The sequence below is a fragment of the Kitasatospora sp. NPDC002551 genome (assembly GCF_040296005.1).
In the GTDB taxonomy this organism is placed as follows: domain Bacteria; phylum Actinomycetota; class Actinomycetes; order Streptomycetales; family Streptomycetaceae; genus Kitasatospora.
In genome coordinates this window covers 68,316-82,596 of the sequence record NZ_JBEOWI010000007.1, presented here as the reverse complement: position 1 = coordinate 82,596, position 14,281 = coordinate 68,316, and the positions used below count along the sequence as shown (strand labels likewise).

14 protein-coding genes and 1 riboswitch are annotated in these 14,281 nt (G+C 76.1%); of the genes, 9 read left to right on the top strand and 5 right to left on the bottom strand.

The window, feature by feature from the left end; translation table 11 throughout:
* The first annotated feature begins 5 nt into the window (after positions 1–5).
* Both ABT093_RS09445 and ABT093_RS09440 read left to right on the top strand, forming a co-directional pair.
* On the top strand, positions 6–1,043 hold the full coding sequence (locus tag ABT093_RS09445) for an N-acetylmuramoyl-L-alanine amidase (protein ID WP_350562128.1): 1,038 nt from the start codon (positions 6–8) through the stop codon (positions 1,041–1,043).
* A gap of 242 nt (positions 1,044–1,285) precedes the next feature.
* Positions 1,286–2,257 (top strand): hypothetical protein, encoded by a 972-nt coding sequence (locus ABT093_RS09440; protein ID WP_350562126.1) that lies wholly within the window; start codon positions 1,286–1,288, stop codon positions 2,255–2,257.
* Between the two features lie 88 nt (positions 2,258–2,345).
* On the opposite strand, the gene ABT093_RS09435 is transcribed toward ABT093_RS09440, so the two are convergent.
* The 3 genes from ABT093_RS09435 to ABT093_RS09425 all read right to left on the bottom strand — a co-directional run bounded on the left by ABT093_RS09435 (position 2,346) and on the right by ABT093_RS09425 (position 5,710).
* Positions 2,346–3,428 carry a prenyltransferase gene (locus ABT093_RS09435; protein WP_350562124.1) on the bottom strand — a complete coding sequence of 361 codons (1,083 nt, stop codon included), beginning with the start codon at positions 3,426–3,428 and terminating at the stop codon, positions 2,346–2,348.
* Positions 3,425–4,234 carry a class I SAM-dependent methyltransferase gene (locus ABT093_RS09430; RefSeq protein WP_350562122.1) on the bottom strand — a complete coding sequence of 270 codons (810 nt, stop codon included), beginning with the start codon at positions 4,232–4,234 and terminating at the stop codon, positions 3,425–3,427. Before ABT093_RS09430 ends, ABT093_RS09435 begins: the two co-directional genes overlap by 4 nt.
* Before the next feature lie 165 nt (positions 4,235–4,399).
* A complete protein-coding gene (locus ABT093_RS09425; protein WP_350562120.1) occupies positions 4,400–5,710 on the bottom strand; it encodes a glycosyltransferase family 4 protein in 1,311 nt (436 codons plus the stop codon).
* Positions 5,711–5,966: 256 nt separating this feature from the next.
* Here ABT093_RS09425 and ABT093_RS09420 point away from each other — a divergent pair, with 256 nt between their 5' ends.
* The 6 genes from ABT093_RS09420 (at position 5,967) to ABT093_RS09395 (ending at position 12,915) form a co-directional block, all read left to right on the top strand.
* Positions 5,967–6,554 (top strand): TetR family transcriptional regulator, encoded by a 588-nt coding sequence (locus tag ABT093_RS09420; RefSeq protein ID WP_350562458.1) that lies wholly within the window; start codon positions 5,967–5,969, stop codon positions 6,552–6,554.
* Positions 6,555–6,661: 107 nt separating this feature from the next.
* A riboswitch (cobalamin riboswitch) is annotated at positions 6,662–6,731 on the top strand.
* A gap of 114 nt (positions 6,732–6,845) precedes the next feature.
* Positions 6,846–8,150, top strand: coding sequence for an SCO2321 family membrane protein (locus tag ABT093_RS09415; protein WP_350562118.1), 1,305 nt, complete (start codon positions 6,846–6,848; stop codon positions 8,148–8,150).
* A gap of 113 nt (positions 8,151–8,263) precedes the next feature.
* Positions 8,264–8,938, top strand: coding sequence for an SCO2322 family protein (locus tag ABT093_RS09410; protein ID WP_502884187.1), 675 nt, complete (start codon positions 8,264–8,266; stop codon positions 8,936–8,938).
* 241 nt (positions 8,939–9,179) lie between these two features.
* A complete protein-coding gene (locus ABT093_RS09405) occupies positions 9,180–10,397 on the top strand; it encodes a CbiQ family ECF transporter T component (RefSeq protein WP_350562114.1) in 1,218 nt (405 codons plus the stop codon).
* Positions 10,394–12,016, top strand: coding sequence for an ABC transporter ATP-binding protein (locus ABT093_RS09400; protein ID WP_350562112.1), 1,623 nt, complete (start codon positions 10,394–10,396; stop codon positions 12,014–12,016). Before ABT093_RS09405 ends, ABT093_RS09400 begins: the two co-directional genes overlap by 4 nt.
* A complete protein-coding gene (locus tag ABT093_RS09395) occupies positions 12,013–12,915 on the top strand; it encodes an ECF transporter S component (RefSeq protein ID WP_350562110.1) in 903 nt (300 codons plus the stop codon). The genes ABT093_RS09400 and ABT093_RS09395 overlap by 4 nt, the downstream gene beginning before the upstream one ends.
* A 76-nt stretch (positions 12,916–12,991) precedes the next feature.
* Here ABT093_RS09395 and ABT093_RS09390 read toward each other — a convergent pair whose 3' ends face one another.
* Together ABT093_RS09390 and ABT093_RS09385 are read right to left on the bottom strand one after the other, a co-directional pair.
* Positions 12,992–13,318, bottom strand: coding sequence for an antibiotic biosynthesis monooxygenase family protein (locus ABT093_RS09390; RefSeq protein WP_350562108.1), 327 nt, complete (start codon positions 13,316–13,318; stop codon positions 12,992–12,994).
* Between the two features lie 45 nt (positions 13,319–13,363).
* Positions 13,364–13,735 (bottom strand): cupin domain-containing protein, encoded by a 372-nt coding sequence (locus ABT093_RS09385; protein WP_350562106.1) that lies wholly within the window; start codon positions 13,733–13,735, stop codon positions 13,364–13,366.
* 63 nt (positions 13,736–13,798) lie between these two features.
* On the opposite strand from ABT093_RS09385, the gene ABT093_RS09380 reads away from it, so the two are divergent.
* Complete coding sequence (locus ABT093_RS09380) at positions 13,799–14,278, top strand: MarR family winged helix-turn-helix transcriptional regulator (RefSeq protein ID WP_350562104.1); 480 nt, start codon at positions 13,799–13,801, stop codon at positions 14,276–14,278.
* Positions 14,279–14,281 lie beyond the last annotated feature (3 nt).

Below are 14,281 nucleotides of genomic sequence, written 5' to 3'. Positions count from 1 at the left end.
CACCCGTGACACGCACCACCCGCCGCCCCACCGAGCCGGTCGACCCGGTCGACACCACGGCCCCCGCGCCCCCCGACGGCCCCGACGCCCCCACCGCCGCCACCGCCGGCCCCCGGCGCCGCTCCGCCCTCCGGCGCACCGCGACCGTGGTCGGCGTCCTGGCCCCGCTCGGCCTGGTCGGCTGGCTGGGCTGGCAGGCCGTCGGCGGCCCCGGCCCCGACACGCCCGACGCCGCCCCGCCGGCCACCGGCCCCACCGCCCAGGGCGCGCCCACCACCCAGGCCACCCCGGCCACCCCGGGCGCGACCGCGGCCGGCACCCCGGCCGACCCCGCCGCCCCCGTCCCGGCGCCCGCCGCCCCCACCGCCACCACCCTGGCCGGCCGCACCGTCCTGCTCGACCCGGGCCACAACACCGGGAACTCCGCCCACACCACCGAGATCAACCGCAAGGTCGACATCGGCAACGCCCGCAAGGAGTGCGACACCACCGGCACCGCCACCAACGCCGGCTACACCGAGGCCGAGTACTCCCTCGACGTGGTCCACCGGGCCCGCGCGATCCTCGCCGCCCGGGGCGCCACCGTGGTGCTGGTCCACGACGGCGACCGCCCCTGGGGGCCGTGCATCGACGAGCGCGCCCGGATCGGCAACACCGCCCACGCCGACGCGGCGGTCTCGGTGCACGGCGACGGCGGCCCGGCGAGCGGCAGCGGCTTCCACGTGATCATGCCCGCCAAGGTGGTCGCGGGCCGGGCGAACACCTCCGCGATCGTCGACCCCTCGCACCGGCTCGGCCTGCTGCTGCGTGAGAACTTCCACACGGCGACCGGCGAGCCGTACGCCGACTACACCGCGAGCCAGGGCCTGGACACCCGCTCCGACCTCGGCGGACTCAACCTCTCGACCGTCCCCAAGGTGTTCATCGAGTGCGGTAACATGCGCAACCCGGCGGACGCCCGCCGGATGACGGATCCTCAGTGGCGCCAGCAGGCCGCCCAGGGGATCGCCGACGCGCTGACGGCGTTCCTGACCACCCGGTAGGAACCCCGCCGGAGCCCGGCGGCCGGGACCGGAACCGGCGTGGTCGCAACCGCGTGATTTGCAACGACTTCGCCCCGTACCCGTGCCCTGCCGTGCACCCGTGCGGCCGTTGGCCCTAGGCTTCTGGTCCGTTCGGGGTTTTCCGGCCGGTCAGTCGACCGGGCGGGCGGGCGCCGACAGCACACCGGCCGAGCGCCGAAACGAAAACCGCCGACCACGACACACCAACGAGGGGAACGTTAGTGAATCTGCGCGCTCTCACCAAGGGAGACGCCGCCGTCGCAGGTGCGGCCGTCCTGCTCTTCATCGCCTCCTTCCTGCCGTACTGGACCGTCGACTGCAAGAGCAAGTACTGCGGCGACACCTCGACGAACGCCTGGGACAGCGTCCTGTTCCCCGTCCTTCCCTCGGTCTTCCTGCTCGGCATCCTCGCCGCGGCCCTGATCCTGGTCCAGCGCTTCCAGGGCCAGGCGGCCGCGAACCGCCAGATCCTCGGCCTGCGCCTGGACCAGTGGGGCATCGCCTTCTCGGTGGCCGCGCTCTGGGCCGCGCTGTGGTCGCTCGGCGGCGGCCTGGAGGGCATCGACCACGGCATCGGCGCCTGGCTCGCCGTCGTCGCGCTGATCGTGCTGGCCGGCGCCGCCGCCGGCGGTCAGCTGATCCCGGTGCTCAAGACCCCGCTGGTCACCGACCGCCCGGCCGCCCCCGCCGCCTTCCCGGCCGGTGGCTACCCGGCCCCCGGCCAGGTCGGCCAGCCCGGCCAGCAGGGCCACTACGGCTACCCGGCCCCGGGCCAGGACCCGAACCAGGCGTCCCCGGCGTTCGGCGGCCAGCCCGCCGGCTACGGCTACCCGGCCCCGCAGGCCGGCCAGCACCAGCCCGTCCCGGGCCAGCCGCAGGACGTCGCCGCCCAGCAGGCCGCTGCCGCGCAGGCCGCCGAGGCCGAGGCCGCCCGTCAGGCCTCCGTCCAGCAGGCCGCGCAGCCGCAGCCGGCCCAGACGGCCCCGGCGGCCGACTTCGCCCCGTTCTGGTTCGCTGTCCCGGCGCCGCGTCAGCTGGCCCCGAAGGACAACCCGGCCGGCGCCCCGGTCGGCGAGCTCGTCCCGGGCACCTGGTACCTGGCGGTCGAGCAGCGCGGCACCGCGCTGGTCGCCCAGCTGCAGGACGGCACCCAGGGCGTGCTCGCGGACACCTCGGGCATCCAGCGCGGCTGATCCCGCGGGTACCCCGTACGTACGCCGAAGGGGCGGGAACCGGAGAGATCCGGTCCCGCCCCTTCGGCGTACGTACGGCAAGCGCGGTTCAGCAGCAGTCCTGGACCACCAGCCCGGCCGGCAGCTCCTCCCCGCCGAACACCGCCACCGTCGCCGGGTCGCCGCCGAGCGCCGCGACGGCGAGCAGCAGCGCCCCCGCCGTCCAGGTGGTGCGCTCCTCGGGCCAGATCGCGTCGTCCTCGAACACGTACCCGGTCCAGTACGAGCCGTCGCTGTGCCGCAGGTGGCGCTGGATCCAGCGCAGGATGTCCACCGCGCGGTCGGACTCGCCGACCGCCCAGAGCGCCATGGCCAGCTCGGCGCTCTCGCCGCCGGTGACCCAGGGCCGGTCGCTGACGCAGCGCACGCCGAGGCCGGGGACGACGAAGCGGTCCCAGTCCCGGGCGATCCGCTCCAGCGCGGCCGGGCCGCGCAGCGCGGTGCCGAGCACCGGGTAGTACCAGTCCATCGAGTAGCGGTCCTTGTCGAGGAACCGCTCGGGGTGGTGGGTGACGGCGTGCCGCAGCCGGCCGGCCGCGAGCTCCCAGTCGGGCTGCGGCTCCTCCAGGTAGTCGGCGACGGCCAGTCCGCAGCGCAGCGCGTGCAGGATGCTGGACGAGCCGGTGAGCAGCGCCTCGTCGGTGGCCGCGCCGTGCTCGTCGACCCGCCAGGCGATCGGACCGCCGGGCAGCCGCTGGGCGACGATGAAGTCCAGCGCCCGCCGGACGGTGGGCCACATCCACTCCAGGAAGGCGTCGTCGCCGGTGGAGAGGTGGTGGTGCCAGACGCCGACGGCCACGTAGGCGCAGAAGTTGGTCTCCTTGGCCGGGTTGCAGACCGCGCCGTCGGCGTGGTCGGGCAGGCCGTAGGCGTAGGCGGCGTACCAGGAGCCGTCCGGGTTCTGGCGCCCGGCCAGCCACCGGTAGGCGGCCTCGGCGGCGGCGTGCTCCCCGGCGGTGTCCAGCGCCATCGCCGCCTCGGTGTGGTCCCAGGGGTCGAGGTGGTGGCCGCGGAACCACGGTATGGCGCCGTCGGGCTGCTGCTCGGCGAGGATGCTGCGGACGGTGCCGGCGGCCTGTTCGGCGTCGAGCACCCCGTCGAGCAGCAGGACCTCCGGGACGGCGGCGGTCACTCGGTCCCGCCCGCTGCCCGCTCCGCCGTGCCCGCCGTGCCCGCCGTGTCCGAAGCCCCCGCCGCGCCGCGGTCGGCCCCGGGCCGGTGGGGCTTGGAGGCGTAGGCGACGAAGCTCTTGCCGATGACCGGGTTGAGCGCCCGCTCGGCGGCCTTGGTGAGGGTGCTGATGACGGGGGTGCCGACGATGTCCCAGACCAGCAGCTGGTGGTAGGCCTTGACCGGCAGCGCCTTGTCGTTGTTCACGCCGACCGCGCACTTGATCCACCAGAACGGCGAGTGCAGCGCGTGCGCGTGGTGGGTGCCGTAGGGCTCCAGGCCGGCGTCCTTGAGCTTGTCGAGCAGTTCGTCGCCCCGGTAGATCCGGATGTGGCCGCCCTCGACCTCGTGGTACTCGTCGGAGAGCGCCCAGCAGATCTTCTCGGGCAGCCAGCGCGGCACGGTGACGGCGAGCAGTCCGCCGGGCTTGAGGACCCGGAACATCTCGGTGAGCACGCCCTTGTCGTCCGGGATGTGCTCCATCACCTCGGAGATGATGATCTTGTCGAAGTGGTCGTCCTCGAACGGCAGGGCCAGCGCGTTGCCCTCCATCGCGACCGCGGACGCGCCCTGCGGCGCCTCACCGGCCTGCTCCATGGCGGCGAACCACTTCCTGACCTCGGCGATCTCCTCGGCGTTCTGGTCGAGGGCGACCACGTTGGCCCCGCGCCGGTAGCACTCGAACGCGTGCCGCCCCCCGCCGCAGCCCAGGTCGAGCACCCGGTCGCCGGGGGCGAGCGGGAAGCGCGAGAAATCAACGGTCAGCACTGCGGACTCCCATTCCTTCGGTACCCAAGGTTCCTGACGCCGAGTCAGAGAAATCGCGGGGGCGTACGGGGCATACGGGGCGTGCGGGGCGGACCGGGCGGTGCGCGCGCCGCCCGGCGGAGCGGGTGCGGCCGGTCGCCGCCGGGCCGCTCGCCGCGGACACCGTCAGGCCACGTAGCGCCAGCCCGGGCCGGAGCGGGCCGCGCCCCCGGTCCCGGTGGCGATCGCGGCCCGGTAGCTCTCGACGGTCAGCTCGGCGGCGCGCTCCCAGGTGAACCGGGCGAGCACCCGCTCCCGGCCCGCCGCGCCGAGCGCGGCGCGCAGCCCCGGGTCGTCCAGCAGCCGGCCGAGCGCCGACGCCAGTGCGTCCGCGTCGCCCGGGGGCACCGCCAGGCAGCTCTCGCCGTCCGGCCCCGCGACCTCGGGGATCGCCCCGCCGGTGGTGGCGACCAGCGGCGTGCCGGTGGCCATCGCCTCGGCGGCCGGCAGGGAGAAGCCCTCGTAGAGCGACGGCACGCAGGCCACCTCGGCCGAGCGGTAGAGGTCCACCAGCTCCTGGTCGGTCAGGCCGTGCCGGAACTCGATGTGCCGCTCCAGCCCGAAGGAGCGCACCGCGCGGGCGATCGGGCCGTCCTCCTTCTGCGGCTTGCCGACCACGACCAGGTGCGCGTCCCGTTCGGTGCGGACCTTGGCGAGCGCGCCGACCAGGTGCACCAGGCCCTTCAGCGGGACGTCCGCGCTGGAGGTGGTGACGATCCGGCCGGGCACCCGCGCCACCGTGTCCGAGGGCGACCAGAGCCGGGTGTCGGCGCCGACCGGGACCACCGAGACGGCGTGCGGCGCGGCGCCCAGGTGCTCGGCGATCTCGCGCTGGGAGGTGCCGGAGACGGTGATGATGTGGTCCAGCCGGGCGGCGACCCGGCGCTGCATCCGGGTGAAGGCGTACCAGCGGCGCAGCGACAGCCGCTTCAGCCGGCTGGTGGCCGCGTCCAGTTCGACCCGCCGGTCCACCGTGATCGGGTGGTGGATCGTGGTGACCAGCGGGAAGCCGTGCCGGGCCAGGCCGAGCAGGCCGTAGCCGAGCGTCTGGTTGTCGTGCACGACGTCGTAGCGGCCGCGGTGGCGGGCCAGGTACTGGCGGGCCCGCAGCGAGAAGGTCAGCGGCTCGGGGAAGCCGCCGGTGCGCATGGTCAGGTACTCCAGGACGTCGACCGGCCCCCGGTACTCCTCGCGCGCCGGGGTGCGGAAGGGGTCGTCGGCCCGGTAGAGGTCGAGGCTGGGCAGTTCGACCAGCCGGACCGAGCCCGGGCCCTCGACCTCGTCCAGGACGGGGTAGGGCTGGGCGCCGATCACGTCCACGTGGTGGCCGAGGCGGGCCAGCTCACGGGAGAGGTGCCGTACGTACACGCCCTGGCCGCCGCAGAACGGGTCGCCGCGGTACGAGAGCAGGGCAATCCGCAGCGGCTGCGCGGTCATCGTCGGCCCTCATCTCTGCTGCTGTCTGTGCTGCCGGTCGATAAAGTAGATCAGGTTTCAGTGGGCGTGGAGTCCACCGGTGACCATGTGAACAATGAGAGACCTCGAAGATACCGGCCCGTAGCTTGCGCTCAGGATCCAGGGCTGGTGATTCGCGCCACGCCCGGGAGCGTCCTTGCCGTCGTCATCGTCACCGCCCTCACCCCCGTCACCCCCGTCACCGCCGTCGCCGCAGGCACCGTCGCCCCCGCCGCCGCTGCCGACACCTCAGGAACCGCAGCTCACCGCCCGGCAGGCGGAGCGGCGCCGGCGGATCCTGCGGACCGCGACCGCGCTGGCCGCGCGCGGCGGGTACGACGCCGTCCAGATGCGGGAGGTCGCGGAGGGCGCGCAGGTGGCCCTGGGCACGCTCTACCGGTACTTCCCGTCCAAGGTGCACCTGCTGGTGGCGGTGATGCTGGAGCAGTTGCGCGGCCTGCAGGAGCAGGTCCGGCGGCACCCACCGGCCGAGGCCGAGCCGGCGCCGCGGGTCGCCGAGACGCTCACCCGGGCGTTCCACGCGCTGCAGCGCGAGCCGCTGCTGGCCGAGGCGATGGTCCGCGCGCTGTCGTTCGCCGACCGCTCGGTGAGCGCCGAGGTGGACCAGGTCTCCGCCGCCACCGGACAGCTCATCCTGGACGCCATCGGGCAGTCCGGACCGCCCACCGAGGCGCAGCGCGCCGCCGTCCGGGTGATCGAGCACACCTGGCACGCGGCGCTGGTCGCCTGGCTCTCCGGCCGCGCCTCGATCGCCGAGGTGCGGGCCGACCTCCACACCGCGGCCCGGCTGCTCACGCTGCCCTGAGGCGGCGGGCGAACTGGAACCTGTTCTCACCCGGACGGCTCCGCGGCGACCGGCCCGGCGGCTAAAGTCGACGGGCAGGACAACTCCATCCGCCCCTCCTCCGGGGAAAGCCGGTGCGAATCCGGCGCTGACCCCGCAACCGTGAGCCCGGCGCCCGTCCGCCGGGCGAGTCGGAGTGCCCGGGGAGGGGCGAGCGGCCCCGCGCCCGGTGGACCACCGCCGGGCACCGTCGAGGACTACGGAACGGCCCGCCCGGGCCGGCACCGCTCATCGAAAGGCATACCTCCGATCATGCTGACCGCCGCCCGTCTGGGCGCCGCCGCCCTGGCCGCCGCGCTGCTCACCGGCGCCGCCGCCGTCCCGGCCCTGGCCGACACCCCCGGTACCGGGACGGCCCCCGGCACCGGGACGGCCCCCTCCGCCGCGGTCCCCGAGGGGCTGTACGGCAAGGGCGACCCGACCTACGACGGCGTCTGGCGGCAGTCGCTCGCCCTGACCGCGCTGACCGCCGCCCAGGTGACCCCGGCCGACTCCGCGGTCGCCTGGCTCACCGGCCAGCAGTGCGCGGACGGCGGCTGGCCCTCCTACCGGGCCGACGCCTCGGCCGCCTGCGACGCCGCGACGGAGGACAGCAACGCGACCGCCGTCGCGGTCCAGGCGCTGGTCGCCCTCGGCGGGCACCAGGAGGCCGTGGACAAGGGCCTCCAGTGGCTCAAGGCCAACCAGAACGCGGACGGCAGCTGGGCCTACAACCCCGGCAACCCGGGTGACGCCAACTCGACCGGCCTCGCCGTCAACGCCCTGCTCGCCGCCAAGACCGACCCGGCGGGCGTCGCCAAGGCCGGGAGGAGCGCCTTCGACGGGCTCGCCGCCTTCCAGCTCGGCTGCGCGGCCCCCGCCGAGCAGCGCGGCGGCTTCGTCTACCAGCCGTCGCCGGACGGCACCCCCGCCCAGGCCAACGGCCTGGCCAGCGGCCAGGCCTCGCTCGCCGCGGCCGGCGGCAGGCTGCCGGTCACCAGCACCAACCGCACCGACGCCGCGCCCAAGGCCCTGGTCTGCCCGGACGGCGCCGCCGGGACGGCCGTCCCGCGCGCCGACTCCGGGGAGGCGGCGGCCGCGTACCTCACCGCGCAGCTCGCGGCGGGCGGGCGGCACCTGACGCTGACCCTGCCCGGCGCCGCGCCCGCCCCCGACTACGCGGCCACCGCCTGGGGCGCGCTGGGCCTGGTCCAGGGCGGCCACCCCCAGCAGGCCGCGGGCGCCGTCGACTGGCTGGCCGAGGAGGGCGGCGGCTGGACGAAGGGCGGCACCGACGCCGCCGCCACCGCCACACTGCTGCTGGTCGCCCAGGCCGCGCAGCGCGATCCGGCCGCGTTCGGCGGGACGGACCTGGTCAAGCAGCTGACCGCGCTCGGCCCGGCGCCCAAGGCCTCCGGCGGTGCGTCCGCGTCCGCGTCGGCCGGTGCGTCCGCGACGGCGAAGAAGGACGAGGGCGGCAGCCTCAACAAGTACTGGCCGCTCGGCATCGGCCTGCTGATCGGCATCGGCGGCGGTCTCGTGCTGAGCCTCCAGCGCAAGCGCGGCGCGAAGCTGTGACCACCCCCGGCCGGGCCGGCCGCGGGGCCCGGCCGGCGGACGCCACCCGCACCGCCGCCGCGTCGGAGACCCGGCGGCGGGTGGTGCGGGCGGCCCTGCGGTTCACTGCCGGGATGATCACCGGGGTGCTGATCCTGCTGATGCTCGGCGCCGCGCCGGCGCAGGCCGCCGGGTACCGGTACTGGTCGTTCTGGCGCTGGTCCGACGGCGGCTGGGCGTACCAGCAGCAGGGGCCGGCCGTGCACGTTCCGGCGGACGGCGACGTGGAGGGCTGGCGGTTCGCCGTCAGCCCCGACGGCGGGCGGGACGCCGCCCGGCCGGGCGCGGGCGGGGACTTCGAGACCGTCTGCGCCGGGACTCCGGCGGAGGGCGGGCGCAAGCGGGTGGCCGTGGTCCTGGACTTCGGCGGCGCCGCCGACGCGGCGGGCGGCGAGGCTCCGCCGGCGCCGCGCACCGTGTGCGCCTCCGTCGCGCCGCGGGCCGGCTCGGCGGAGGTACTGGCCACCGTCGCGCCGCCGCTGCGGTACGACGGGAACGGCCTGCTCTGCGCCATCGCCGGCTACCCGCACGCCGGGTGCGCCGACCAGCTCGGCGCGGCCGCCAAGCCGGGTGGTGGCGGGCCGGGCGGTGGGCCGACCGCCGGAGCGGACGGTGGCGGGCGCACGACGGAGAGCGCGAGCGCCGACCGTACCTCCTCCGGCGGGCCCGTCCTCGGGGTGGGCGCCGGCCTCGCGCTCGTCGTCGCGCTCGGCGCGGGCGCCGCCTGGCAGGTGCGCCGCCGCCGATGAGGATCACGCAGCCCGGTCGCGCCGTCCCTCCCCGGCAACCGAATATGTCGACCGGTCTACAGATTCGCTTCTCTGTAGACCGGTCGACATATTCCGCCTATGCCGACCGGTCTACATAGACCCGGCCCCGGCGCAGGAAGTCGGCCGGTCCGACTTCCCACTCCACGCCCACCACTCCACGCCCACCACTCCCCCGCACGACTCGACACCCCACCCCTGGACCCGACCGTTGGACCCCACCGTGCCCACACCCCGCGCCGCCCGCCGCCGGCCCCCCGCCGGGCCCCGCCACCTCCACCCCGGGGCCTGGTGGCTGTGGGCGCTCGGCCTGGGCGCGGCCGCCACCCGCACCACCAACCCGCTGGTCCTGCTGCTGCTCGCCGCCGTCGCCGGCTACGTCGTCGCCGCCCGGCGCGGCGACGCGCCCTGGTCGCGCTCCTACGGCGCGTTCCTGCGCCTCGGCCTCCTCGTCCTCGGCATCCGTCTCGTCTTCGCCGTCCTCCTCGGCTCGCCGGTCGCCGGCACCCACGTCCTGTTCACCCTCCCCGAGGTCCCGCTCCCCGTCTGGGCGCAGGGCGTGCGGATCGGCGGCCGGGTCACCGCCGAGGGCCTGCTGGCCGCGCTGTACGACGGACTGCGGCTGGCCACCCTGCTGGTCTGCGTCGGCGCGGCGAACGCCCTCGCCAGCCCGGCCCGGCTGCTGCGCGCGCTCCCGGGCGCGCTCTACGAGGCGGGCGTCGCCGTCGTGGTCGCGATGACCTTCGCACCGAACCTGATCGCCGACGTCCGGCGTCTGCGCGCCGCCCGCCGCCTGCGCGGGCGCACCGACCGGGGCGTCGCCGCCGTGCTCAGCGTCGGCCTGCCCGTCCTGGAGGGCGCGCTGGAGCGCTCGGTGGCGCTCGCGGCCGCGATGGACACCCGCGGGTTCGGGCGCACCGCGGCGGTGCCGCGCCGGATCACCGTGCTCACCGCCGTCCTCACCCTGACCGGCCTGCTCGGCATCTGCCTGGCCGCCTACGGGCTGCTGACCGCGGACGGCGGCGGCTGGGCGGTGCCGGTGCTCGTGGCCGGTCTGGCCGCCGCCTTCGCCGGGCTGCTGCTCGGTGGCCGGCGCTCGGTCAGGACGCGCTACCGTCCCGATCCGTGGGCGCTGCCCGAGTGGCTCACCGCCGGGTCCGGGATCGCGGTCGCCGCGTCGACCGCCTGGCTCGCCTCGCTCGATCCGCTCGCCTTCGCCCCCACCGTCGTCCCGCCGACGGCGCCGGTCCTGCCGGTCGCCGCCGCCGCGGCCGTCCTGCTCGGCCTCGTCCCCGCGTTCGCGGCCCCGCCCCCGCCGCCCGCCACCGGCACCCCGGCCCACACCACCGGCACCACCGAGGCCACAACCCCCACCGAGACCACCGAGACCACCGACCCGACCGCCACCACCGACCCGACCGAGCCCCGGAGGACCTCGTGATCACCTTCGACCAGGTCGGCGTCCAGTACGCCGACGCCGCGGCCCCCACCCTCAGCGGCGTCGACCTGACCGTCCCCGAGGGCGAACTCTGCCTGCTCGTCGGCCCGTCGGGCTCCGGCAAGTCCACCCTGCTCGGCACGGTGAGCGGCCTCGTCCCGCACTTCACCGGCGGCGTGCTGCACGGGCGGGTCACCGTCGGCGGCCGCGACACCCGCGAGCACCGCCCGCGCGACCTCGCCGACCTGGTCGGCACGGTCGGCCAGGACCCGCGCGCGCACTTCGTCACCGACACTGTCGAGGACGAACTCGCCTACGGCATGGAGTCGCTGGGCCTGCCGCCGGACGTGATGCGGCGCCGCGTCGAGGAGACCCTCGACCTGCTCGGCCTGGCCGACCTGCGCCGGCGCGCGCTCACCTCGCTCTCCGGCGGCCAGCAGCAGCGGGTCGCGATCGGCTCGGTGCTCACCGTCCACCCGCGCGTGCTGGTGCTGGACGAGCCCACCTCCGCGCTCGACCCGGGCGCCGCCGAGGAGGTGCTGGCCGTGCTCCAGCGACTGGTCCACGACCTCGGCACCACCGTGCTGATGGCGGAGCACCGGCTGGAGCGCGTGGTCCAGTACGCCGACCAGGTCCTGCTGCTGACCCCCGGGGCGCCGCCCGTGCTCGGCGAACCGGCCGAGGTGATGGCGCACTCGCCGGTGCACCCGCCGGTGGTCGGGCTCGGCCGGCTGGCCGGCTGGCACCCGCTGCCGCTCACCGTCCGCGACGCCCGCCGCCGGGCCGCCGGGCTGCGCGCCCGCCTCGACGGCCACCGCCCGCCCGCCCCGGCCCCCCACCACCCGCCGAACAGGGCCGCCCCGCTCGCCGCCGCCTCCCGCCTGGTCGTCCGCCGCGGCCCCGTCCCCGCCCTGCGCGGCGTCGACCTCACCCTGCGCCCCGGCGAGGTCACCGCCCTGATGGGCCGCAACGGCGCCGGCAAGTCCACCCTGCTCGGCACCCTGGTCGGCCTGCACGCGCCCGCCGCCGGCTCGGTCACCGTCGGCGGGCGCACCCCGCACCGCACCCGGCCCGCCGAGCTGATCCGGCACGTCGGCCTCGTCCCGCAGGACCCGCGCGACCTGCTCTACGGGGAGAGCGTCACCGCCGAGTGCGCCTCCGCCGACCGCGACGCGGGCGCCGCGCCCGGCACCTGCCGCGCCCTGGTGGAACGGCTGCTGCCCGGCCTCGCCGACTCCGCCCACCCGCGCGACCTCTCCGAGGGCCAGCGCCTCACCCTCGCCCTGGCGGTGGTGCTGACCGCCCGCCCGCCGCTGATCCTGCTCGACGAGCCCACCCGGGGCCTCGACTACGCCGCGAAGGCCCGGCTGGTCGAGATCCTGCGCGCCCTCGTCGCCGAGGGCCACGCCGTGCTCCTGGCCACCCACGACGTCGAACTGGCGGCCGAACTCTCCCACCGCACGGCCGTGCTGGCCGACGGCGAGATCGTCGCGGACGGTCCGACGCCCGAGGTGGTGCTCGGCTCGCCGGCGTTCGCCCCGCAGGTCGCCAAGGTCCTCGCCCCCGGCCCCTGGCTCACCGTCCACCAGGTCGCCGACGCCCTCGCGGGGGCCGCCGAGTGAACCCGCCCCACGCCCCGCTGGCCCGACCCGTCCCGCTCGGCCGCCGCTCGGTCCTCGCCCTCGCCCTGGTCTCGCTGGTCGGCGTGGCGGGCTTCGGCTGGCCGCTGCTCGCCGCCACGGACTCCGCCCTGGTCGGCCACTCCGCCGACGCCCCCTGGCTGTTCGCCCTGCTCCTGCCGCTCCTGCTCGCCGTCCTCGTCGCCCAGATCTCCGAGGGCCGCGCGGCGGGCGGCGGCGCCCCCGGCCTGGACGCCAAGTCGGTGGCCCTGCTCGGGGTGCTGGCCGCCGCCGGCGCGGCCCTGCGCCCGCTCGGGGCGGGCACCGCCGGGCTGGAGCCGATGTTCTTCCTGATGGTGCTGGCCGGCCGGGTGCTCGGACCCGGCTTCGGCTTCGTGCTCGGCGCGCTGTCGATGTTCGCCTCCGCCCTGCTCACCGGCGGTGTCGGCCCCTGGCTGCCGTTCCAGATGCTCGCCATGGGCTGGGTGAGCCTCGGCGCGGGCCTCCTGCCCGGCCCGGCCCGCCTGCGCGGCCGCCGCGAACTCCTGCTGCTCGCGGGATACGGGGCCACGGCCTCGCTCCTCTACGGCGTGATCATGAACCTCCAGGGCTGGCCCTACATCGCGGGCCTCGCGAGCTCGATCTCCTTCGTCCCGGGAGACCCGCTCTCCGACAACCTGGTCCGCTTCGCCGCCTACTGCCTCACCACCTCCCTCGGCTGGGACCTCCCGCGCGCCGCCCTCACCGTGGTCCTCTGCCTCTCCCTCGGCACCCCCGTGCTGCGCGCCCTGCGCCGGGCCACCCGCCGCGCCGCCTTCAGCGCCCCGGTCGCCTTCCACCCGCCGGCTCGCCCATCCGGCAGCACCCCGCCGTCCGAAGGGGTGAACCGCACCACCCCCTGATCCCCCGCACCGGGGCACCGCACGACGCCGCGCCCCGGACCGCTGCGGTCCGGGGCGCGGCGTCGTGCGCGGCGGGTCAGGCCTTCGGGCCGGTGGCCTGGACGACGTCGAAGGACCAGAGGGTGGAGCCGGTGGCGGCGGGGCGCTTGGGGGCCTCACCCTCCGGGGAGGCCGGGCGGTGGGCGGCCTGCATCGGGCCCGAGAGCCAGGCCTGGAAGGACTCCTCGTCGCGCCAGCGGGTGTAGACGAGGTACTGGTCGGTGCCCTCGACCGGGCGGAGCAGCTCGAAGTACTCGAAGCCGTCGGAGTTCTCCACCGCCCCGGCCCGCGCGGCGAAGCGCTTCTCCAGTTCCTCCCGCTGCTCAGCGGGGACGGTCAGGACATTGATCTTGACGACGGACACGCCGTACCTCCTCGGGGTTGTTCTGAGAAGGCAGTCTGCTACACCTCACACGATCCACGGCGGGGCCACCCGGTCCCCGGTGTCCAGGTTGCGGGCCATGGACGGGGCCGGGGAGGCGACGACGGCGGTGAAGCCCTCGTCGGTGCGCAGCCGGCGCGGGGCGTCCGCGGGCAGGACGAGGGTGTCGCCGGCGCCGAGGCGGAGTTCCGCGCCGGCCAGTTCGACGGCGGCGGAGCCGGTGAGCAAGGTCCACACCTGCTCGGTGTCCATGGCGTGCCGGGGGCCGGTGCGGGCCGGGGGCATCTCGACGCGCCACACCGAGAGGCCGGTGCCGCCCTGGGTGGGCGAGGCGCAGGTGGTCATGACGGCGCTGGGGGTCTCGGTGCGGCGGGCGTCTGCGTGGCGGATGACGGACAAGGCCTGGTTTCTCCTCTAAGATGGACAACCGAGTTGTCTATATGGTCAATGAGGTTGTCTATCGTGTCAAGTGAGCAGGCCGGGCCGGGGTTCGAGCTGCCGCTGCGGCTGCTGTTCGCGTTCCGGCTGATCATCGACGAGCTGCACGAGCGGATCGCCCGCGAGGGACACCCCGACTTCCGGCCGATGCACGGGTTCGTGTTCCAGGCGATCGGGCCGGATGGCACCACCGCCGTCGAACTGGGCCGGCGGCTCGGGGTGTCCAAGCAGGCGGCCGGCAAGACCGTCGAGCAGCTCGAACGGCTCGGCTACGTGGAGCGCGGCAGCGATCCGGCGGACGCCCGGCGCAAGGTGGTCCGGCTGACGGCGCGCGGGGTCGACAGCCTGGTCCGCTCGGCCCGGATCTTCGACGAGCTCCGGGTGGAGTGGGCCGGGAAGCTCGGCGGGGAGGAGCGGTTGCGGGGGCTGGAGGACGCGCTGCGCACGCTCGCGCCCGGGGACCCGTTCCGGCTGGACACCCCGCGCTGGTTCGGAGCCCCGTAGGAC

Coding starts and splice junctions, on each gene's coding strand:
- ABT093_RS09415 (WP_350562118.1), top strand. CDS start 6,846: ATGCTGACCGCCGCCCGTCTGGGCGCCGCCGCCCTGGCCGCCGCGCTG.
- ABT093_RS09425 (WP_350562120.1), bottom strand. CDS start 5,710: ATGACCGCGCAGCCGCTGCGGATTGCCCTGCTCTCGTACCGCGGCGAC.
- ABT093_RS09410 (WP_502884187.1), top strand. CDS start 8,264: ATGATCACCGGGGTGCTGATCCTGCTGATGCTCGGCGCCGCGCCGGCG.